At 42.9% G+C, this 22,122-nt stretch carries 20 protein-coding genes and 1 riboswitch; of the genes, 1 reads left to right on the forward strand and 19 read right to left on the reverse strand.

Annotated features, from left to right (window positions below; genetic code table 11):
- Positions 1-3: 3 nt before the first annotated feature.
- The 13 genes from MKX97_RS17305 to MKX97_RS17365 all read right to left on the reverse strand — a co-directional run bounded on the left by MKX97_RS17305 (position 4) and on the right by MKX97_RS17365 (position 14,581).
- A complete protein-coding gene (locus tag MKX97_RS17305) occupies positions 4-1,137 on the reverse strand; it encodes a beta-ketoacyl synthase N-terminal-like domain-containing protein (protein WP_078818684.1) in 1,134 nt (377 codons plus the stop codon).
- Positions 1,134-2,615, reverse strand: coding sequence for an AMP-binding protein (locus MKX97_RS17310; protein ID WP_342536580.1), 1,482 nt, complete (start codon positions 2,613-2,615; stop codon positions 1,134-1,136). The genes MKX97_RS17305 and MKX97_RS17310 overlap by 4 nt, the downstream gene beginning before the upstream one ends.
- Before the next feature lie 6 nt (positions 2,616-2,621).
- Positions 2,622-3,095, reverse strand: coding sequence for a PPC domain-containing DNA-binding protein (locus tag MKX97_RS17315; protein ID WP_342536581.1), 474 nt, complete (start codon positions 3,093-3,095; stop codon positions 2,622-2,624).
- The gene (locus MKX97_RS17320; RefSeq protein ID WP_342536582.1) at positions 3,088-3,852 is read right to left on the reverse strand and encodes an SDR family NAD(P)-dependent oxidoreductase; all 765 of its coding nucleotides are present in this window, start codon (positions 3,850-3,852) and stop codon (positions 3,088-3,090) included. Before MKX97_RS17320 ends, MKX97_RS17315 begins: the two co-directional genes overlap by 8 nt.
- A 12-nt stretch (positions 3,853-3,864) precedes the next feature.
- Positions 3,865-5,187, reverse strand: a complete 1,323-nt coding sequence (locus tag MKX97_RS17325; protein WP_078818686.1) for a TRAP transporter large permease — start codon at positions 5,185-5,187, stop codon at positions 3,865-3,867.
- On the reverse strand, positions 5,184-5,669 hold the full coding sequence (locus MKX97_RS17330) for a TRAP transporter small permease (protein WP_009499187.1): 486 nt from the start codon (positions 5,667-5,669) through the stop codon (positions 5,184-5,186). Before MKX97_RS17330 ends, MKX97_RS17325 begins: the two co-directional genes overlap by 4 nt.
- An 18-nt stretch (positions 5,670-5,687) precedes the next feature.
- Complete coding sequence (locus MKX97_RS17335; protein WP_040759967.1) at positions 5,688-6,731, reverse strand: DctP family TRAP transporter solute-binding subunit; 1,044 nt, start codon at positions 6,729-6,731, stop codon at positions 5,688-5,690.
- A 241-nt stretch (positions 6,732-6,972) separates the two neighbouring features.
- Positions 6,973-8,286, reverse strand: coding sequence for a (Fe-S)-binding protein (locus tag MKX97_RS17340; RefSeq protein ID WP_078818687.1), 1,314 nt, complete (start codon positions 8,284-8,286; stop codon positions 6,973-6,975).
- Entirely contained in the window at positions 8,279-9,691 is a 1,413-nt protein-coding gene (locus tag MKX97_RS17345; RefSeq protein ID WP_078818688.1) for an FAD-linked oxidase C-terminal domain-containing protein, read from the reverse strand. Before MKX97_RS17345 ends, MKX97_RS17340 begins: the two co-directional genes overlap by 8 nt.
- A gap of 234 nt (positions 9,692-9,925) precedes the next feature.
- Positions 9,926-10,687: a YibE/F family protein gene (locus MKX97_RS17350; protein WP_078818689.1), complete on the reverse strand. Its 762-nt coding sequence runs from the start codon at positions 10,685-10,687 to the stop codon at positions 9,926-9,928.
- The gene (locus tag MKX97_RS17355; protein ID WP_340760720.1) at positions 10,684-11,808 is read right to left on the reverse strand and encodes a YibE/F family protein; all 1,125 of its coding nucleotides are present in this window, start codon (positions 11,806-11,808) and stop codon (positions 10,684-10,686) included. Before MKX97_RS17355 ends, MKX97_RS17350 begins: the two co-directional genes overlap by 4 nt.
- 164 nt (positions 11,809-11,972) lie before the next feature.
- Positions 11,973-13,088, reverse strand: a complete 1,116-nt coding sequence (locus MKX97_RS17360; protein WP_078818691.1) for a sugar diacid recognition domain-containing protein — start codon at positions 13,086-13,088, stop codon at positions 11,973-11,975.
- 77 nt (positions 13,089-13,165) lie between these two features.
- A complete protein-coding gene (locus MKX97_RS17365) occupies positions 13,166-14,581 on the reverse strand; it encodes a hypothetical protein (protein ID WP_342536583.1) in 1,416 nt (471 codons plus the stop codon).
- Positions 14,582-14,753: 172 nt separating this feature from the next.
- Positions 14,754-14,929, reverse strand: a riboswitch (cobalamin riboswitch).
- A 213-nt stretch (positions 14,930-15,142) separates the two neighbouring features.
- Here MKX97_RS17365 and MKX97_RS17370 point away from each other — a divergent pair.
- Positions 15,143-15,793, forward strand: coding sequence for a DedA family protein (locus MKX97_RS17370; protein WP_078818693.1), 651 nt, complete (start codon positions 15,143-15,145; stop codon positions 15,791-15,793).
- 687 nt (positions 15,794-16,480) lie between these two features.
- Here MKX97_RS17370 and MKX97_RS17375 read toward each other — a convergent pair.
- The 6 genes from MKX97_RS17375 to MKX97_RS17400 all read right to left on the reverse strand — a co-directional run bounded on the left by MKX97_RS17375 (position 16,481) and on the right by MKX97_RS17400 (position 22,106).
- The gene (locus tag MKX97_RS17375; protein WP_078818694.1) at positions 16,481-17,227 is read right to left on the reverse strand and encodes an IclR family transcriptional regulator; all 747 of its coding nucleotides are present in this window, start codon (positions 17,225-17,227) and stop codon (positions 16,481-16,483) included.
- Between the two features lie 347 nt (positions 17,228-17,574).
- Positions 17,575-17,748, reverse strand: a complete 174-nt coding sequence (locus MKX97_RS17380; protein WP_171805952.1) for a hypothetical protein — start codon at positions 17,746-17,748, stop codon at positions 17,575-17,577.
- Between the two features lie 407 nt (positions 17,749-18,155).
- Positions 18,156-20,258 (reverse strand): methyl-accepting chemotaxis protein, encoded by a 2,103-nt coding sequence (locus MKX97_RS17385; protein WP_078818695.1) that lies wholly within the window; start codon positions 20,256-20,258, stop codon positions 18,156-18,158.
- Between the two features lie 113 nt (positions 20,259-20,371).
- Positions 20,372-21,319 carry a malate dehydrogenase gene (gene mdh / locus MKX97_RS17390; protein WP_009499201.1) on the reverse strand — a complete coding sequence of 316 codons (948 nt, stop codon included), beginning with the start codon at positions 21,317-21,319 and terminating at the stop codon, positions 20,372-20,374.
- Between the two features lie 171 nt (positions 21,320-21,490).
- Complete coding sequence (locus tag MKX97_RS17395) at positions 21,491-21,826, reverse strand: BMC domain-containing protein (protein WP_009499202.1); 336 nt, start codon at positions 21,824-21,826, stop codon at positions 21,491-21,493.
- The gene (locus tag MKX97_RS17400) at positions 21,801-22,106 is read right to left on the reverse strand and encodes a EutN/CcmL family microcompartment protein (protein ID WP_009499203.1); all 306 of its coding nucleotides are present in this window, start codon (positions 22,104-22,106) and stop codon (positions 21,801-21,803) included. Before MKX97_RS17400 ends, MKX97_RS17395 begins: the two co-directional genes overlap by 26 nt.
- Positions 22,107-22,122: the final 16 nt, after the last annotated feature.

The raw sequence follows: 22,122 nt of genomic DNA on the forward strand, positions 1-22,122 counted from the left end.
TCTTCACAACCTTTCCAGTATATGAACGGTAGAATACGAACCGGTTCCGCCTAAGTTTTGCGCCAATGCAAGCCGAGCACCTTCAACTTGGTTCGGAGCAGTACCGCGCAGCTGCTGGACGAGATGATAAATCTGGGCAATGCCTGTTGCCCCGATAGGATGGCCACGCGATAGCAATCCACCGCTTGTATTCACTGGTTTGCCGCCCGTCACTTTCGTCTGGCCTTGTTCTATTGCGAGCCAGCCTTCCCGTTTATTAAAGAAACCTAGTTCCTCAATCGCTAACATCTCCGTCATGGAGAAACAGTCATGGATTTCGACTACATCGATATCGTCCGGGCTAACTCCCGCCTTTTCATATGCCAAACGACCAGATTCCCGAACTGCTGGAAGCGACAACAAATCAGCTGCGTCCTGCATTTGCGTAGGACCCGAACTTTGTGCAGACGCTCGAATATGAACGCCTCCTTTTTTCCGTGAAATAATTAATGCAGCCGCTCCGTCAGTGGTTGGTGAACAATCGAATAAACCGAGCGGCGACGTTATAATTCGTGCCTCCATGATCTCTTCCATCGTTGTCGGCTTCCGGAACTGGGCCAATGGATTGTTTAAAGCATTTTCTCTATTCTTCATTGCAATCATCGCCAAATGTTCTTTGGTCGCCTCTGTCTCATAGAAATAGCGATTCGCCAGTACTCCGAAAAACCCAGGGAAGGTCAGACCTGCCTGTTTTTCATTGGAATCGGTATCCATCGCTGCGTTAATGGCCTGGGTTACGTCTGCGGTAGAAGCGTGTTTCATCTTCTCCACACCTGCTACTAACACGGTGTCATACTCACCGCTTAAGATGCCCATAATTCCTTGGCGCAACGCAATTCCTCCTGAAGCACAGGCACCTTCCACTTTGGCTGTCGGAACATAGCCAAGTCCGAGTTCATTCGCGACAATTGCACCAAGGATTTCTTGATTGGATATTGAGCCGCCCATGAAATTTCCGACAAATACCGCATCGACTTTTGGATTCCCTGCGTCTTCCAGCGCTTGAATGGAGGCTTCGAGTAACAGCGATTTCATGGATTGATCCACAAACTTCCCGAACTTGGTCATCCCGATTCCTTGTATATAGACATTCGTCACGACTGCACCCCCTCGTGCTGATTGCGCAACTCACGCTTCAATATTTTGCCGTATGAACTTTTTGGCAACTCCTCCACCAGGTGAATTTCCTTCGGCTTTTTGAAACTTGCCATATGATCTAGACATAGTTGAATCAATTCTTCAGTTGTAACAGTTTTCGTTCCGTTCGGGACTACATAAGCAATGACATTCTCACCCCATTTGTCATCCGGCACACCGATGACACACGTCTCTTTGACTCCAGCATGCTTGTTGAGGACTTCTTCGACTTCTCTAGGGTAAATATTGACACCGCCTGAGATAATGACATCTTTCTTGCGGTCGACAATATGCACGTAACCTTCTTCACTTTGCCAGCCTAGATCCCCTGTTTGTAGCCAGCCGTCAATCAGCGTTTCATTCGTCGCCTTTTCATTGTTCCAATAGCCTTTCATGACAAGGGAACCTTTGCAGACAATTTCTCCGACCTCTCCCGCCGGCAGTTGATCTCCTTGATCATCGACGATTTTCACATCTACGAACGGTCCTGTGCGCCCGCATGATTCCAAATGTTCACCAAGTTCCCGTTTCGGCATCATCGTAATGCACATCGGTGCTTCCACCTGTCCGAATGTCTGCGCGAAAATAGGTCCCGTCAAAGCGAGTGCTTGCTCAAGTTTACTCGCGGCTATTGCCGATCCTGCCATATTGATCGATTTCAGCGTGGAAAGATTTTTCGGTTCGAATTTTGGATGTTGGACCATCAAATTTACCATCGTTGGCACTAAGAAGATAACGGTGATATTCTCTCTCTTCAGGTCCAGTACAAACTCTTCCGGTTCAAACTTACTGAATACCACTTGCGTCAGACCATACAGCCAAGCGACATGCGAAAGGAAATTACTGCCGTGCGTCAATGGAGCAACGTGACCAATGACATCGTCATAATCCGTTTCACATGCCAACGCGAGCGACAATGCACCTGAAATGACGTTACGATGACTCAACATAACACCTTTCGGATTTCCTGTAGTGCCCGAGGTATACATGATGGCAAATGTATCATCTTCATCTACTTCGGCAATTGAATGAGCGCCTTGGCAGCTCTCAATCGTTTTTTCGTATACCTCTCCAATTGGCAACACTTCCAATACCACATCAATTGATCGGATTAATTGCTCTTCTCCGATAATCAATTTCACATCGGCATCTTCTAGCATATACTCATGTTCTTTCGGGTGAAGCCGATAATTTAACGGGACTTTGATGACGCCAGAAATGGCTGCCGCTACGTCTAGCTCAATATGCTCCAGACGATTCGACATCAGAATTGCAAAACGATCTCCTTTTTTTAATCCTATCTTCTCGAAATACGCAGAAAGCGCAAATGCTCGATCCATCATTTCTTTATACGTAAATGATCGTTGCTCATCTTTCACCGCTATCTTATTCGGATACGCAGCTGCCGATTTCATTGCCAGTTTTCCGATTGTTTCCAAATCTTCTCACTCCTTCTTTAAAAAGTGAAACAGTGGTATGCCCAACATCTCATCCGGTTTCCGCTGCATATTTACGTCGAATACTGGAAATACAATAAACTCTACCGTAATCGCAACTGGATTATTGCCTCGGATGAAATGACCGCCGTTAATCTTCTTATCACAGTCAACGAATATGCCATGGAAATGGATGTCTAGCTCCCCTTCCACACTATAACCGAGAAACCCTGTACCAGACAGCAACTCAACAGGTGTATCTGTCACGATTTGATCGGAGTATTGTAAGCTCTTATCCTCATTTTGATGCGGTTGTACAATTGTCGCATGTGCGAGGGAACCCATACATTGAAACTGAGCTGCCTCGACTCCATATTCCTTACATACTTCAATAATGCCTTCAAATAAATCGATTTCTTTCTTCAAACGGCCAATAATGCGATGAGTTTTGTTGTCATACACCGCTTGAATGCGATTATCCAAAACTGTATCCCCCGTCTACTTTCAAAACTTGTCCTGTTGTGTAGCCTGATTCGGATGTTGCAAAATACAAAATAGCCTCAGCGATATCGGAAGGTGTACCAATCCTTTTAATCGCTTGTCCGCCGATATCGTATTCCACGCCTGCTGTAATTGCACTTTCCGTTGCGCCAGGTGCTACAGAATTACATGTGATGCCATGCTCACCGAGCTCCTTGGCCACCCATTTAGTTAATGCGATGATTGCGCCCTTTGAAGCGGAATAGGCTGGTCCAGATCTGCCGTCCTTCTTACCTCCTGAAGTCACGCCTCCGTTAAGCCCTGAAACGGAACTGATATTAATGATGCGCCCGTATTTCTGCTCGATCATATGTTGATAGACAACCGATTGAATGAATAAAAACGCAGCCTTTACATTCGTTTCCATATCGCGGTCCCACATATCCAGCGTCATCGTATCCAAGCCTAGCCGACTGCAAGTTCCCGCATTGTTCACTAAAATATGCAATTCTCCAAACTTATCAGAAGCTCTGGCAATGGTCGCGCTGACAAACTCCGGATCTCTTATATCTCCTAAGCACTCCAAAAAGACTGCATCTTTTCGGGTTTCTTGAATAGCTGCAAGCGTTTTACTGCAGCTATTCAAGTCCACCAAAACAACATTGGCCCCTTCTTGCGAAAAAAGGAGGGCCGTCTGGGCACCAATTCCACTAGCCGCCCCTGTAATGATTGCCGTCTGTCCTTTCAGTTTCACAAGCATCCCTCCACTACTCTATTTAATATTTAATAGGTCTGGTAAAAATGTTGATATTTGCGGAATAAACGTAATGAGCAACAAGATGATTACGGAAGAGACAACGAAAGGAAAGACCCCTCTCGATATTTGCCCAATCGATGTATTCGATATCCCGGCGGCCACAAATAAATTGAGACCTACAGGTGGTGTAAAGAGCCCAATCGCCAAGTTGACGGTCATAAACACACCGAACACGGTTGGGTCTACATCGAACATCAACACAATCGGCAATAAAATTGGAACGAAAATGTAATACGCAGAGATTGCATCGATAAACATTCCAGCAATCAATAAAATCATATTAATTAATAGTAGAATAATAATTTTATTATCCGAAAAACTTAACATTACGTCAGAAACTTGGCTGGCGATCTGCTCTGTCGTAATAATATACGCATAGACACTGGCCGCACTAACGATGAACATGACAACTGCTGTCTGAACACCCGCCGCAACCAAAATATCGTACAGTTTCTTCAACGTCAATTCACGATAGATGAAAAATCCAATGAATAAGCTATAAAAGACTGCGACAACCGCAGCTTCTGTCGGTGTAAAAAATCCGCCGTAAATTCCGCCCAAAATAATTACCGGAATCAACAAGCCCCAAATCGCACTTATAAACGCTTGAAAACGTTCTTTGCCTGTCGCTGGTTCAGTTTTCTGCTGAGCCGCCACTGGACCTTCCTGTTTTTCCTGACCACGTCTGACAAACATTGCTGCGAGGATGAAACCGAGACCTAAAAGTAATCCAGGAATCACACCCGCCATAAACAGACGGCCAATTGAAACCGGAATCTGATCACCAGCTACCACTGCGAAAACGATAAATGCAATGCTGGGCGGTATAATAATTCCAATGGCTCCCGAACTTGCAACTAAGCCAGCAGCTGTTTCTACCTTATATCCATTTTTCACCATGCCGGGAATGAGAATGCCACCAATTGCTGCTACAGTTGCAGGTCCAGAACCCGAAATAGCCGCAAAAAAGATTGCGGTCATGACTGTCACAAAGATGATTCCACTTTTCCGGTGACCGACCAACGCTTGAGCAAAATCTATCAAACGTTTGGAAATCCCCGCGTATTCCATAATAACGCCCGCTAAAATAAAAAATGGAATTGCAAGCAACGTGAACTTTGCTACACTCGTGTACATAATATCCGCTACCAATTCCAAGCCAAACAAGCCGCTTCCCGTAAATAGCACCGCAATGGACGAGATGGCAAGGGCTACAGCAATCGGCATTCGAAGCATGACGAGAATGAAAAACAAGCCGAATAAAATTAAAGCTGTCATAATGGCTGCTCTCCCTTCCCATTTTGCTCACGAAATTCAGTAATCGTTACTTGGATTGAACGAATCAAACAAAACAGTGCCCCAATTGGCATCGATGTCGAGAACCACCATTGCGGCCATCCAAGTGAAGGTGTCTTCTGACCCATATCCACCTGATACTGCACCATCTTAATCCCGAAATATAATAGAATAACAAACAATAATACCATCATTAAACCTACCAAGATCGTAATAATATTCTTCAGCAATCTATTTCCCATATCATAAAGTAAGGTAAAACCAAGGTGCGCGTATTCACGCACACCAATGGCCGTTCCGACGAATGTTAACATGACAAACAAATTGACCGTGATTTCCTCTGTAAAGGAAAATGAATAATTGGCAAATCCTCTGGAAAGCACATTTACGAATGCAATGGTGGACATGATGGACAACACGATGACAACAATCCACTCTTCTAATCTATTGAGTATTCTTCCCATACATCCACCCTCCAGTTTTTATTGGTCGCGGAACTTGTCTAACAGATCCTTGCCCCAAATGTCTTCGTATTTATCGTAAACAGGCTGTACTGCTTCTGCGAATTGCGCCAACTCCTCATCAGTCGGTGCATAAAATTGCATGCCTGCATCCTTCAGTTCATCAATTTGCTTCGCTTCTTTTTCACGTGCCAATTCTACTTGATATTCCGCTGCTTCCTTACCTAACTTCTTAACTAGCTCTTGATCTTCTTTACTCATGGAATCAAACAACTTTTTGTTAATTCCAAGCACCAATGGATCGTAAGAGTAATTCCAAGTCGTTAAGTAATCCTGTACTTCATCCAATTTAGAGGAATGGATAACGTCGATTGGATTTTCCTGTCCGTCAATTGTTCCTTGCTGCAAAGCCGTAAAGACTTCTGAAAATGCCATAGTCGTCGGGTCAGCACCTAATGTACGGTACAAGTCGGTATACATCGTAATTCCAGGAATTCGAATCTTCAGACTCTTCATATCAGCCGGTGTCTTAATCTCATGTTTACCGTTCGTAATTTGACGGAAACCATTTTCACCAAACCCTAGTAACTCTACGTTCTTTTCATTCAGAATTTCTGCAATAGCTTCGCCGCCTGCACCGTTAAAAACTTTGTCAACGCCGTCTTTATCTTTAAATAGGAATGGTGCGCTCGCTACTCCGAAACGGTCATCCAAAATGGAGTAAATGATTGTGGAGTGAAGACTTAAATCGGTCTGCCCTTTTGTCAGAAGCTCGACACCCTTGCCTTGATCTCCATTTGATAGTTGTTCGTTCGGGAAGACTTCGATTTTAATTCGGCCATCTGTCTCTTCATCTAAATCTTGCGCCAGTTTGTCTGCCGCTTGATACCAAGTGGATGAGTCATTGACCGTTACAGACATTTTCAGTTTGTAGGATTTCCCATCTGAATCTGCACCGCTGCTGTCAGCGGAAGTTGACCCTTCTTTATCCGACGAACAAGCCGCCAACATGAGCATAGCCGATAAGCCGATAGCTCCCAATACACTTTTTTTCTTCATTTTCATCTTCATTTCCCCCTAGTTTTTATCTAAGTACAGTCATCCAAACACCGTTGATTTCCGTTCCAGACGGACGCTTTCCGCGGGCATGGCTTGAGCCTCCTCGTCCGCTTCGCTACCTGCGGGGTCTCAAGACTCATGCTATTCCCGCTGGAGTCGGTTTTGCCGCAGGACGCGGCGATTTTAGGCTGCCTCCCACTACAATCAACTAGTATCTGTCCTTGCAAAAAAATTTAGTCTATTTAACTTACTTAAATAGCTTCTCATGTACTAAATCAACGATATGTACAGCTCTCGAAGTTTGTGCTAACCCTTCTCTCTCCACACCTACTTTCATCTGCAGCAAGCAACCGGGGTTGGTTGTGACGATGGTGGTTGCTTCGATTTCTCGTACTTCTTCCATTTTGGCATCCAGGATCGTCATCGCCATCTCGGGCTGCAATAAATTATATATACCGGCGGAGCCACAACATAGGCGGGCGCCGGGTAATTCCACGAATATTGTATCGTTAATTGCTTGTAAAATCCGCCTTGGTTCATGGATGACACCATTGACGTTACACAGGTGGCAAGAGTCTTGATAGGTGATCAATTCTTTTATTTCGGAAGCTGGACGCGCAGCCAGTTTCTCGACAATGCCCAATTGCATGAGCAAGGAGGAGATATCGATTTGTTTTGCAACAAACACTTCGGCTTTTTCCAAGAGCACCTTGTCCTTTTCGAATAAACGATCATACTCCGCTAAAAATGCCCCGCAGCCGCCTGCATTATTGACAATGTAGTCTACATTGTCAGCATCAAATGCTTCTAAATTAACTCGCGCATTGCGGCTCGCACGATCCATCTCCCCACTATGACCTTGCAACGCACCACAGCATTGCTGGTTTTTCGGGATAACAATCTCGCAGCCTAAATACTCCAGCAAATCGATCGTATGTCGATTCGTTTCCTGAAACATCGTATCCATCAAGCAGCCAGTAAAAAATGCCACCTTGGTCTTCTTTTCTTCTGAATGAACGAGCACTTTCGGCCGTTTCGGTGGATCAGGCAGGACTTTTTCCATGTCTCGCATCATAGATGGAAAAAGATCCAGAAAACCAACTTTTCTGACAATGCTTTGCAAACCGGATTTCTGATAAAACCTTACAAGCCCCACTGCCTGCTTCATTCGCTTCTGGTCGGCGAATAAATGATCAAACGCGCCTTTTCGGATGACTTTCTCCTGCACAGAAAGCTGCTTAGCTGAGACGATTGCATCACGCGTCTCTTCAATCAACGTACCGTACTGGACACCCGCCGGGCAAGCTGGTTCGCACGCGCGGCAACCAAGACAGAGATCAAATGCCTCCTCAACTGAACCGTCCCACGCAATGACTCCATCTCGTACGGCTTTCATCAAAGCAATACGTCCACGCGGTGATTGTGTTTCGTCATACCCTGAATGAATATATGTAGGACAGGCAGGCAAACAAAACCCACATCGCATACAGTCCATCAGCCGATTTTCATCTACGTGGGTGACAAACGCTTGGCGGATTGCTTCGGGTTGTGCGTTACTCATGTTGCACCACAATCCTTTTCTTCGTATCCTTCGCAAACATCTTTCCTGGATTCATAATATTAAGCGGATCCATTGCCTGCTTGATGCTTTTCATGACCGCCATACCTTCAGAACCAATCTTCCACTCAAGATACGGGGATTTCATTTCGCCTACACCGTGTTCACCTGTGATCGTGCCGCCCAGCTGAATAGCACGATCAAAGATTTCAGCAAATGCAGCTTCCACTCGGCTCATCTCTTCTTCATCTCGTTCATCTGTCAAAATGGTTGGATGCAAGTTGCCATCCCCTGCATGTCCGAACGTACAAATTAGCAAGTCGTATTTGACCGCTACCTGTTGAATTGTCTTAACCATCTTGGCAATCTCGGAACGTGGTACCGTCGCATCTTCCAAAATCGTCGTCGGCCGCAATCGAGCAAGTGCAGATAATGCAACCCGACGTGCGATACTGAGTTGTGCCGCTTCTTCAGCTGATTTTGCCATTTGCACGGACGTGGCGCCAAGTTCCAAACAGAGCTGATGGACGAGCGCCATATCCTTTTCGACTACTGCCGGATCACCATCCTGTTCAATGAGCAGCATCGCTTCACAATCCGCCGGCAGGCCGATATGCATGAAATCCTCCACTGCTTGAATGGTCCCTTTATCCATGAATTCAAGAGTCGCCGGCACAATCTTCGCTGCAATAATGGAAGACACGGTCTCGGCGGCTTGTTCCAATTCATTATAAAATGCCAGCAGCGTCTTCTTCGTTTCAGGTTCAGGAATCAAACCAAGCGTAATTTCCGCAATGACACCGAGCGTTCCTTCCGATCCGACAAATAAACTCGTCAAATCATAACCCGCTACGTCCTTCGCTAACTTACCGCCCGTCGTAATCACTTCACCAGTGGGCAAGACGACTTTCAAGGCTTTGACGTAATCTCGTGTCACGCCATACTTTAGCCCTCGCAGCCCCCCTGAGTTCTCACTGACATTGCCTCCAATCGTGGAAATACTCATCGAACTCGGATCAGGCGGGTAAAACAGACCGCTCGACGCGACCTTTTCATTGATCGCCTGCGTAATGACACCGGGCTCCACTGTAATTGTAAGATTCTCTTGATCCAACTCTAAGATTCGGTTCATCCGGTTAAATAGAAGTACCACTCCGCCAGATGTCGGTGTCGTGCCTGCTGCCAAATTGGTTCCGGATCCTCGAGAGACAATCGGTATCTGATGCTTCGCACAAACTTTGACGATCTCTTTTATGTCTTCAATTGAAGAAGGCGACAATACGATATCCGGCATGGCCTGAAAGTTTGCAGTCGCATCATAAGAGTAAGCAAGCTTCTGCGCAACCGTCGTTTTGGCATGCGAGGTTCCTGTAATGGCGACCAATCGCTCCAGCACGTGAGTATCCACCCAACCCCCTCCCTTTCAAAAAATCCAACTTATTAGTCTAATTCTAATAGTCTAACTATTTAATTCATATAGACAAAAGTACAATGTTGTATTTAATTTTCATTGGATTCTTGTGCAAAGGTACAAATATAAGCATGAAAACAACTAAATCATTCCACCTACGGACAGTAAACGCTTACATTTTCAAATGTAAAAAAGAGAAGCTATTAAGGGCTTCTCTCGCTTTAATTCTTCCTACTTTTCTCTTGTCTTGACCAAAAAATACGCATTGATCCAGGAAGCAATCGGTATCACCAAGGCGACCCCCATTCCTGCACAAAGTATCAAGATCATCTCAGAACTAAATATTTTCGAATTGACGATTTCTCCAATGGAATAGTTCAGATCTTTAAACCAAATAAGCAATGCCAAATATCCTCCGAAAAACGCAAAGAACAATGTATTTGTATCGGTTCCTAATATGTCCCTGCCAATACTGACTCCAGATTTGAACAGCTCTTTTTTGCTGAGGAGTGGATTGTGTTTAAATATTTCATGCATGGACGAAGCAATCGAAATGGCCACATCCATAATGGCACCGATTGTACTCATGATAATAACGGAAGCTCCAATCTTCATAAAGTCCACACCAATATAAAGGGACAGACCGCTAATCGCCTCTTCCTCCTCTTCACCAAAACCTTGAATCATTAATTTCTGCGATACGATCACAATGAAAACCAATAAAATTACGATGGTGACCATAGTAGAAATAAACGCGATCGTCGTTTTACCGTTCACTTCATTAATAAAAAATAGACTAACACAGCCAATCAATATGCTCGCAATGAATGTGATCAAAATCGGATTGACAGCCGGATCCATCATAAACATCACAGTTAGAAATATGACCCCAAAATTCAAGAATAAAGAGAGAAAAGATCTAGCTCCTTGTTTTCCACCCACCCATACCATCAATAGAAGTAAAATCGCTGCGAGCCATACCAATACGTTCATACTCTCGCCTTCTTTCGCTTAACGAAAAATACTGTCGTATACAGACCAATCGGTATCGTAAGAACAATCCCTATTCCGCCAGCCAGTGCACGGGCCAATTCCAATGAAAGATTCATCGAAAGAGCAAAACCCAATGGAGAGGCGTTTTTCAAATACAAAATCAGCATTGGAATCGAACCACTGATGTAAGCGAAAAATAAAATACTAGTGATCGTTCCCATAATATCTTTCCCTATATCCATTCCAGAAGTCTTCAGCGATTTGATCGATATATCGTGGTCTCTTTCATATAAGGCAAAGATCGAGGAAGACATCGTAATCGCAACATCCATAATGGCGCCTAACGAACCGATGAACAGTCCTGCCATGAACACTGTATGATACGGTCGCGTCAAAAACTGCATTTCCTCATAGCGCAGACCGCTTCCCGACGTGAGCCAGATGACAAGAGAAGTAATAGACAGCGATGCCACTGTTGCGATGAGCGTCGCCACAATCGCTGCATACGTTTTTTCATTGAAGCCACTAACGAGCAATAACGATATGGCGGTAAATAAAAGAATGCATATCCCACAAATCAGCAGCAGACTGACCTGAGAATAATGTACATAAATATCTAAGGCGAAAGACAGCAGCAGGACATTGATCACAAAACTGACAATCGCAAGCAGCCCCTGCTTATGTCCAACGATCAATAACGTAAAGATAAAAATCCAAGCAACAACCAGCACATATTGATCACGTTTTACATCTGTGATACTGCCTGCTATTTTCTCTCCTGTCTCCGAATCAATGGAGACAAACAGTTTATTTCCTATATGATATTGCTGATCATATGCTCCTGAAGTGGAATACTGATTCGTTAAATGAATTTGCTGACCCTTCTCTTCCCCATTTTTCAATATAGCTACGATATGCTGAGTAAACAGAGTATCTTCATTGCCATGCATATCCTTCGTTTTCGTTGTATCTTCCAATGTCGTTTGAACCACTTGAGCAATTGGACGATCATAAAATGAATAGTTGTGATTCACAAATAGAAGGGAAGAGGCCAAGCAAAATAATAGAAGGATATATAGGGTCCAGCGTTTAGTCGTCCTGTTTCTAGTTTTATTTATCATCCACAATCCCTCCACTGCTTAAAGGATAGAGCACATAGTAAGCCTACCATGTATAGGACCTATAATTCACAAAAACGATCATTGTTTCTTAAAAGACTATATAAGTAGGCTGCCAACGATAAAAAAGCCCCATTCCCATAAAGGAAATGAAGCAAACTTTTCTCTCATTCATTATTTGACAATTGCTCTTCCATCAAACACAATGCCAAGTACAGTAAAAACACATCATGTGTACTCCATACAGATAACCCCGTTAACTGCTCGATTTTTTGCAGACGATAAGACAATGTGTTCTTATGGATATGCAAACGCTGTGCTGTATTTTGCATAGATTGATTCTCTGAAAACCAGATTTTCAAATTGTTCATCAGCTCTTCTTCTTTAATAAGTGGAGCTACCGTTCGGCCCAAAAAATCCGCACGCACGGCTTCTGGGATGCTTTGCAAAATAATTTCGAGACGCAGCTCATGTTCGAAGACAATCTCGCCCGATTTTTTTGAGGCATTGACTGCACGTTCTGCTTGTGCGAATGATTTGGCTAAGTCAAAATAATGTGTTGGCGCACCGATCCCTGCAACAACTTGTATTTTTTTGCGTCGTTTCATATGAAGCAATAAGAACTTCAATTCATGCTCAAGCGTCTCTTGATTCATTTCTGGAAGCAACAACAAGATTTTATTCTGTGCCCAGCGGATCATTTTCATGGAATCATGGATATTCTGAATGGACGCAAATGTTTCCATTTCCTCAACCGAAAACTGCTCTAGTAAATCGACCACTTCCAGAACCGCTACCTGCCGATAAAGCGTAACGTCAATTCCAAGCAGTGTACCTCTTTCCATAAACCGTTCATCTTTTCTCGTACCCGTCAGCCAATCAAATACGAAAAACTCCATGTCCCGTACTTTTTCATCTTTCTGCTTTCGTTTCAATGAATCTTGGATAAATAGTTCTGCCACCCGTAAGATCAACTGTGCTTGCGGACGGATCATCTTAGGTTCGCCTGTGATACCAAGCGCGGCAATCGGCTCACCTTCAATGAGGATTGGCAGCACAATACCTTTACGTACACCACGCAACCGTTCTACTTCCTCATCTGCCATATAGAGCATTTCCTTTTGGCGAATGCATAGTAATGCGCCTTCATGGAACTGATTGAGCCGTGTAACATCCGTGCTGGCCTGAATGAAGCCTCTCCGATCCGTTAAAATCACTTCTTGCTGTATTAAATTCGAAAATTCCTTCACCATTTCCTGCCCTAGTGTATCAAACTGGAACATCTACCTCACCTCGGATGAAAACTGCTAGTTATCTTAACTTTACGCCAGTTCAGTCTTCATCTCAATAGGCGGGACCATTACTTTATATGAACTTCTTTGATTCCGCAGTTCCACGCTTTCATGAGCAACTGCAAAAGTTCTGCCGTTTCTATGAAAGCAGACTTCTCCAATGTGATTGAGCCGCCGACATCCGTGTGGTTCTGTTGCACCGCAAGCCGGTTAATCATCGACAATTGTTGGTGCTTTGTTAAGGAATATCCAGACAAATTTTCAGTATCTGACGCCTTCCGTAAGCAGCCGTTCCGGATTCCGTTCCCTGCAATTTCATTCCTTACTTTTTGCCACTCTTCTGTTGTATAACTACGCTGTTCAAAGTAGCTTCCACTCTGCCAATCTGAGCCTTCAAATTGAAGATACGGACCTTTTTCCTTCGCCAGTTGCAATGAAGTTTTTATCACATGTAGATTAATTTCTTCAGATAGTTCTTCAATGAATGACACTGCCTGTTCCGAATGTAAGCTAATTCGTTGATCTGCAAGCGCTTCTTCCCATCCGGCTGCTTCAATTTGCAGATCTCGTCTATTGTCTTCTCGTTCCCATACATCCAAAATGCCATTAAGCAAACGGACATGAATTCCACAAACACGAGCCAAGACGTTTCTCCGTAGCACTTTCGACAGCTGGATATGCGAATGCAATCCTTTTGTTCCACGCTGAAAGTCATCGTCAAAATGGAAAACGATGCCGTCACTAGCTAACAGCTGCTTCATCAGTCCGATAGCGGAAAGCCTTTTGTGCGTGATGGATGGGTTCGCAACGGCCCGACGGAACGACTCACTGCCGACGTCCTGCAGAGAACCATTCATCACGCGACGTACTTCCTCCATATCAAATACGAGCCAAGATCCACATGCCTTCACCTGTTCCATAAATGTAGTAGGTATACGGATGTGCTTTTCCTTCACTTGACTGGCCAAAAATGATGGAATCCGTGAATCCAAGAGGTTCATTGAATGAAGACGACGTACAGGTTGCCCTGGATAGAATGTCTTGCCGAAAAACGCCATGATATCATCCGGTAACGTCACATACCCCATACTCAAGACCCAATAGGCTTCTCGTACTTTTTGCAACCGTTGCACAGTTTCATCCCGCATGGCTGCCATCGCAATAAGCATCAGCCGTTCTTGCGGCAGTCCCAGTCTTCGATCATAATGATTGCAAGTGACAAATTCTTTCATATACTGAAGAAGCTGTTTAGCGGATAGCAATTGATCTCGCTCCGGCATAATTTGCAATCCTAGCCATTTGATTTCATTGGATGAATAGTGATTGATCCAGCTTCCATATAAACCGTCACTCACCAGCTTCCGCACTACTTGATGAAATCCTTGGTATGCTGGCTTTTTGTGCAATTGTTCCGCTTGTCTATACAAAACTTCGAGCAACGCACGTTCATGTGTACGTTCGTCTGATTGTTCGAGAACTCTCATTTCGCCGTCTCCTTTCCTATACAACAAAAAAACAATCATCCTGGCTCTTCGGCAGGATGATTGTAATAGTTGTGATTGAGGAAACAAAAATAGGCAGCTCTAAAGAACTTCATGCAAATCGCATGAACCGCAGAGACCCTTTTGCCCCCACCTCTCAACCCCCGAAGAAAGTGTTGCTTTGACGATGTCTGGCAGGTCTCCTGGCTTCACTTCATCCTTCCGCCAAGCCTTCCCATGTCTCCATAGTGGCTTTTCTCAGCGGTCGTCCGTGTGTACAGTTGCGGGGACAGCTCCGATTTTCGGATTCCCTTTTACACCTTGATAGGTACCAACGCATCGTGCAAACTCATTTAGTATTTTATTTATTCTAGTTTACCATGAATAGTCGGAGAGGTGGTAGAAATAGTTGTTGCCTTACCTTTCGTTTAAGGAGTGTGATCATTTGGAGGCTGCATCACAATTGAGTTATTCATGACAAGCATGCGAAAAAGAAGTATAATATCTATGGTTGACTCGTATGTTTAAGAGAAAAAAATAATCTACTCGAAAGTGAGAATAGGAATGACATTCATCCAAAACATAATAAGCTTTATCTTACACATTGATGAACACTTGATTGAAATTATTCAAAACTTTGGAAATTGGTCCTATGTTATTCTATTTTTAATTGTGTTTGTTGAAACAGGTATTGTTATTTTTCCTTTTTTGCCGGGTGATTCACTTTTGTTTGCAGCTGGTGCTCTCGCTGCGATGGATGCATTTAATATTGTCCTATTAATCTTAGTATTCTTTGTAGCCGCAGTATTAGGGGATACAATAAATTATCATATCGGTAAAGCAGTAGGAACAGCAATCACTCAAAATAGACGGATGGGTAAATTTATTGACCAGAAAAAGATGAGAAAAGCTGAGGATTTCTTTAATAAGCATGGTGGTAAAACGATCGTCATTGCTCGTTTCATGCCATTTGTCCGTACGTTTATACCGTTTATTGCAGGCTCAAGTCGAATGAACTATCGATATTTCTTCGCTTACAATGTAATTGGTGCTGTACTATGGGTGGGACTATTTACAACAGTTGGTTACCTGTTTGGAAATATCCCGTTTGTTAAAAATAATTTCTCAACCATTATTCTGTCAGTAATTTTTCTCTCAGTTCTGCCAGTCTTCTATTCTTTTGCAAAGAGTCGTTTCCAAATACAAAAGAATTGAGCAATCGTTGAAGCAAGTTCTGTGTAAATAGTGCACACCAAAAATTGAACGATGGAGCAGTACAGATTGGTTCTAACAGAAAATGGTCGTTACTGATAATCGTGAATTTCTCTACTTCTTTATAACCATATATACGACTCTTAACAACCGCTGCCTTAAGAAGGGTGGTTGTTGGAGTCTATTTTTTCCAATCGTCTTTTGGTTACCTACGGTGCGAAATAGTTACCTTAAATACCGAGTTATTTTTTCGCTGAATAACTCTAACGTATTAACATATTTTATTATACCGAACAATGATGCAGCGAGAACTTTTAAATTTCTATTACATATCAATAATTATTATATCTATACTTCGTTCTTCCCCTCTCTTTGGTAGAAGCAAATTTTACAACTTTCACATTCATTTCCACATTTGCTTTTTCCCTCTACTTGCTTCTCAGAATTTACTATTTTAGTATCTCTTACCCTCATTACCTGCTCTGCTTGTATCGTACTTTCCACTTTCCTCACTCCTTATCCTAAATTTATAAATTAAATTTAACAGAATACCGGAGTGGTTTACCTTGTGTTTTTTCATAATGTGGAATAGACAGAATATTTAATGTCTTTTAAGAGCGCATGACATTACTGTATTCTCTCCATTTGGAAATACAAATAACTTTTACAATAGACTTAGCAATAGAATTATCAAATTTCAATATATCCTAATTCCTTTGAAATCAATTGCGCTGTGTTCATAACGCTTTGGATCATCTGTGTGCGCTGAGTTCCTTGCATATAAGAGGATAACCCTACTAAATTCACGGCTGCTATTACTCCGCCAGAGTAAGAAAAAATAGGCGCAGCAATGCCGTACATGCCGTCAGAGTTTTCACTGTCACTAATTGAATATCCTTTTGTGCGTATATCTGCTAGCTCTTTCTTTAAATTGCTTATATCTGTAATTGTATTTGGGCCATCATGTGCCAAGCCCTGAGCCACTGTTTCTTTTAAATAAGCGGGGTTATTTGCCAAGAGTACTTTCCCCGAACTCGTTGCATAAGATGGTTTTCTTGATCCTAAATACGTTTGGATAGAGGAAGCGTCATGGGAGGACACACGCAACACAAATACAACTGTCCCTTTATCAAACATCGCAATATGGGCAGTACCTTTATACTGGGATATGAGGTCTTTCACAAAAGGCATTGCCTTGTCGTAAACGTCTTGCTGGAACATTACATGATTATTCCATTCAAGCAACCTCCAGCCCAATCGATACTTTTTCTGATGGTCTTTCATTAAAACATTTTCTTTGCACAGAGTACTGACAATATGATGCGTTGTACTGACAGGCATATCTAGTAGCTCAGCAATTTCTCCAACGCCAAGAGCTGGATCGTCATTTGAAAAACAGCTAATTACTTGGCAAGCTTTTCTTATGGATGCAATCATCTATATTCCTCCTCATCAACTATGTCGGAATTTTATTATTCATTGTATAGCAAATTTAAAGTTTTTCATAGTGTGAAAATTCACATTATAGTAAAGAGACTATAATTTTTTTACTACTTGAGAACAGAAGGATTTTCGGTGATGTCAGGAAATTTAGGTTGCCTGTTCCACGGGGCATTTTAAGGATTTGGAGTAGTGAAAAAGGGAGTTTAAAACTGAGGAATGAGGAGACTTGGTATATGAAGAGACAATAAAAAGGATGCCTATGCGCAAAACAAACGTGAATGTTTGGACAAACACCTTTGTTTCTTGCTAGGCACCCTGTATGGAGCTTTCTATACTGCCACTTACATCATCTGCTGATCGCATAAATAGCCACACTCCGCTAGTCCTTCAATGTAAGCTTCTTCCCATGTAATGCCATGGATGAAGCCACCTTCCGAATAGCCTGTGATTAAATAAAATTGCTCATTTTGCTCGGGTAGTGAAGATGCTTGGTGAGAGTTGTTGTTGTTTTTCATAGGATGACCTCCTGCTTTTTTGTATTTTGCATAGTATATGCAAGAACAGTGAATTTGAAAACCACTTTTATCTTTATTTAATGTAGCTCCACACTCGTTAAAATACTCAGTCTTCCTAAACATACCCGAAATGACAGCGCTTACATTAAAAAATAAAGATACATGGAATTCCTTGTTTTTCTGCTTGCATAATCACTTGCACATTTTAATTCTTCCTATTCAGTCTATTATACTCAAGAATTACCTAAAAGTCCACAAGAAAATTACCTAATTAAATTACCACTAGCATATTTTTTAGGCTTCTGCTAAATGGGAGTTTACTTACTTTCCTTTCCTACAGAAGAATAAAAAACTGTTCACTACCTAAATTCATGGATAGTGAACAGTTTTTTAAATTTATTTACTTCCTATTCTAATCGAAAGCGGTCTACCACTGTCTGCAACTCTTCAGCAATTTCTTTCATTCGATTAGTCGAGTCTGCTACACGCTCTACTTCGGTTTGCTGAGCGGCGGACGAGGCGCTGACTTGTTCAGCGGACGCTGCGGTTTCTTCTGATACTGCAGAGACGCTTTGTATGGCCAGCATTGCTTGATCTTTGTGTACAAGCATTTCTTCCAACTCCGCACTCAATTCCATAATCGCTTGACGCATTTGGTTCGTCAATTCGACATTTTGCGAGAAGGATGCTTCTGTACTCGTGACGGATTGGTTTTGTTCTACCATCACTTGCATATTTGTTGCGATCACTTCTGTCGTATGCTTAGATTCGTCTACAATTTCCTGAACGATCCCTTGGATAACACTTGTTTCTTTTTGTGACTGTTCAGCGAGATTCCGTACTTCCTCTGCCACAACTGCAAATCCTTTACCATGCTCACCCGCTCTCGCCGCTTCTATACTGGCGTTTAGCGCGAGTAGATTCGTTTGTGCAGTAATATCATGAATCGAAATGATTACTTGATTGATGGCACCAATTTTATTCGACAGCGTCTCCATTTGAAGTTGAACTTTTTCTGTCATTTCATTTGCGGATGCATTATGTTCGCGCAACTTAATCACTTCGTTCATCCCAATTTCCGTTGAGGAAACAGTCTGTTCGGATAACTGATTCATGTTACCGGACAACTCAGACAGTGCTCTAATTTGATCAGCCAATTCGGACATTCGGTTGCTCGTTTCCTCGGTATCTTCAGATTGCTTGGAAGCACCATGTGCAATTTCATTTGTTGCCAATGAAACTTCTTCACTAGCCGCCACAATTTCCTCAAATGCCTGATGAACATGTGTGGATGATTCATTTAGACGGGTGGCTGCTTCACGGACAGCATGAATGGCGTGATTGGTTTGATCGAGCATATTATTGTATGCCATGGATACTGCGCCGATTTCATCATTGCGGATCAACTGCTCTCCCACATTCTGCGTCATATCCCCTTTTGCAGCTGCTTCAATGGACTGTTGCAGAGAAGATAAAGGTTTTAGCTGTTTGAAAATGAATCCTGCTGTGACAGTAGTCATTAAAATGATCATCAAAATTGCTGCTCCGATGGTAATCCATAAAATTTTATTGTATGTTTCTAGAATTTTTGACTTTGGCACAACTGTTTCCACAGACCATTTCTCATCGATTTGATCGAGTACGATTGGTGCGAAAGTATTAAAGGCTTGTTCATTCAATAAACTTGATTCTATATATAATTTACTAGTTTCATAATTGTCGAGCTTTTGCTTAACAGGTTCCCAGTCGATAAGCTGTTTCATGTTCGTTCCAACTAGTTCATCCTTTAAACTACTGGCTGTTAAATTCCCTTTCTCGGATATAATGGAAGCATACCCGCCTTCAGGCTTTATTTCATTTACGAGTTCATTTAAAAACTCAATAGATAAGTCTGTTGTCAACACGCCGAAAAACTGACCGTTTTCACTGACTAGCGGCACAGACAAAGTCGTGATGAGGATGTTCTGACCTCCAACTTTGTACTCATATGGTTCAGTCATGATGGCACGGTTTTCTGATTTCGGAATCAAATACCAATCTCCTACACCAGGCGTCTCATACTCGCTAAGCGCCTCTACGCTAATACTGCTGCCTTCTTTGTATAGATATGGTATGAAGCGTTTTTGAGAATCGACTAAACTTTGATTCAACTGTTCATCTAACGTTATAAAGCCTTTTTCGAATATTGCTGACATCCCCATTGCATCCGCATTCTTTTTTAAGTTATTTTGAATGATAGCAAGGATTTCATCTGTCGTTAAATTTCCTTGTGACTGCAATGTCTCTAAAATATGCTTTGTCGTGTGCAACATTTCATTTGTCTTATTAAATCGTTCACTCAGTTTTTTTGCATTTAACTGTGTATTTTCCACTGCATATTCTTCGGCATCCGACGTACTTTGTTTATGTAAAATTGTGCTTGTGCTCAGTGTGTAAATTAAGAATAAAAGCACAAATACCCCAATAATAATTCCAGACAATTTCCAAGCAATACTTTTAAATTTCGACAACTGGTAGGACCTCCTGATAACTCGTTCATTAGTTCTTCATTCTTATCTAAATTAAAGCGTAAAAATATCTCTCTAAGTTTCGACTTAGAGAGATATTTTTTGTTGACTCGTTATTACATTTGACGTTCGCAAATTTCAATGACTGACTTCACAGAGTCTGCCGAATGATCCAGTGCTTTTTGCTCGTCCACTGTCAGTGGAAGTTCAATAACACTTTCTATTCCATTCCCGCCAAGGACCGTTGGAACACCCAAATAGATGTTTTGGTAGCCGTATTCGCCTTCCAAGTACGCGATGGACGGTAAAATTCGTTTCTTATCTTTGATGATTGCTTCCGCCATCTCAACTAAAGCCGCTGCAGGTGCATAATATGCACTGCCGTTCCCTAGCAATCCCACAATTTCCCCGCCGCCTTTTCGCGTACGCTCGACAATTGCTTCCAGACGATCAGAAGGAATAATTTTATCCAATGGAATACCGCCTGCGTAGGAATACCGAACAAGAGGAACCATATCGTCTCCATGCCCGCCTAAGACGAAACCAGAAATATCCTCAACAGAAATATCTAATTCTTCTGAGACGAATGCATTGAAACGCGCAGTATCGAGCACGCCTGATTGACCGATAACACGGTTTTTAGGGAAACCAGTCGTCTTGTAACAAACGTAAGTCATCGCATCGACCGGGTTACTCAAAACTAACACAGTACTTTCTGGTGCGTAGCGTTTCACTTGTTCGGAAACAGAACGCATGATTTTTGCATTGGTCGCGACTAAATCATCCCGGCTCATGCCTGGTTTCCTCGCCACTCCTGCTGTAATGATGACCATGGCAGCGTCTTGAATGTCCTCATAATTAGATGTCCCTGTAATTCGAGAGTTGAATTGCTGGACAGGGCTAGTTTGGAGGAGATCCAATGCCTTCCCTTTGGTCGGATTGGAGAGATCCGGGATATCGACTAAGACGACGTCGCCCAATTCTTTCTGGGCAGCCATCAATGCTACAGTCGAACCTGTGTGACCTGCTCCGATAACTGCAATTTTATGTCTTTTGAAAGCCATGGAAATAACTCCTTTCTAAATAGAATGCATTGTGTAGAGCAAACGCTTGCGCTCATAAAGACAACGCAAGCGCTCATAAAAATGTTTATCCGCTCATAAAAGCAAAAACTCGCTCATAAGTACACGATCACTGCCCATAAAGACGCGTTCGCGCTCATAAGCCAATACAACTTAGTCTTTCTTCGGTGTTTTCGCCTTCGGTTCCGCTACTTTCTTCACTTCTGGAACAGCCGGCGCAGGTGGTTTCACCATGCCATATACTGAATCGTCTGGTCGCGGGATTACATGCGCACCAAGCAATTCGCCAACACGTGATGCTGCGTCTCGTCCTGCATCGACAGCTGCTTGAACTGCCCCGACGTCACCTTGAACGATGACCGTCACAATTCCGCCGTCGACCATTTCCTGTGATACTACTTCCACATTCGACGCCTTCACCATCGCATCTGCTGCTTCAATCGATCCAATTAAACCTTTTGTTTCAATCATTCCGATCGCTTGACTCATGTATCTCACCTCTCTTTACTTCTGTCGAATCAATAATTCCGATAATAACCGCATCAATCGGAATCGGGTTCTCTTTCGGCAAAATGAAACGTGAGGCGCCTCCACTTGTAATGAGTACCTCATCGCCAATTCCTGCCCCAATCCGATCGGCGGCTACCAAATGGGTCTGTATATTACTGCCATATGCATCTATTGGTTGGACAATCAATAGCTTAAGCCCTGCCAGTCCATCTTCTTTGCGAGTTGCCCACACATTACCGATCACTTTCCCCATTCGCATGCATAATCACCTTTTT

The sequence above is a fragment of the Sporosarcina sp. FSL K6-3508 genome, from assembly GCF_038615825.1.
In the GTDB taxonomy this organism is placed as follows: Bacteria; Bacillota; Bacilli; order Bacillales_A; family Planococcaceae; genus Sporosarcina; species Sporosarcina newyorkensis.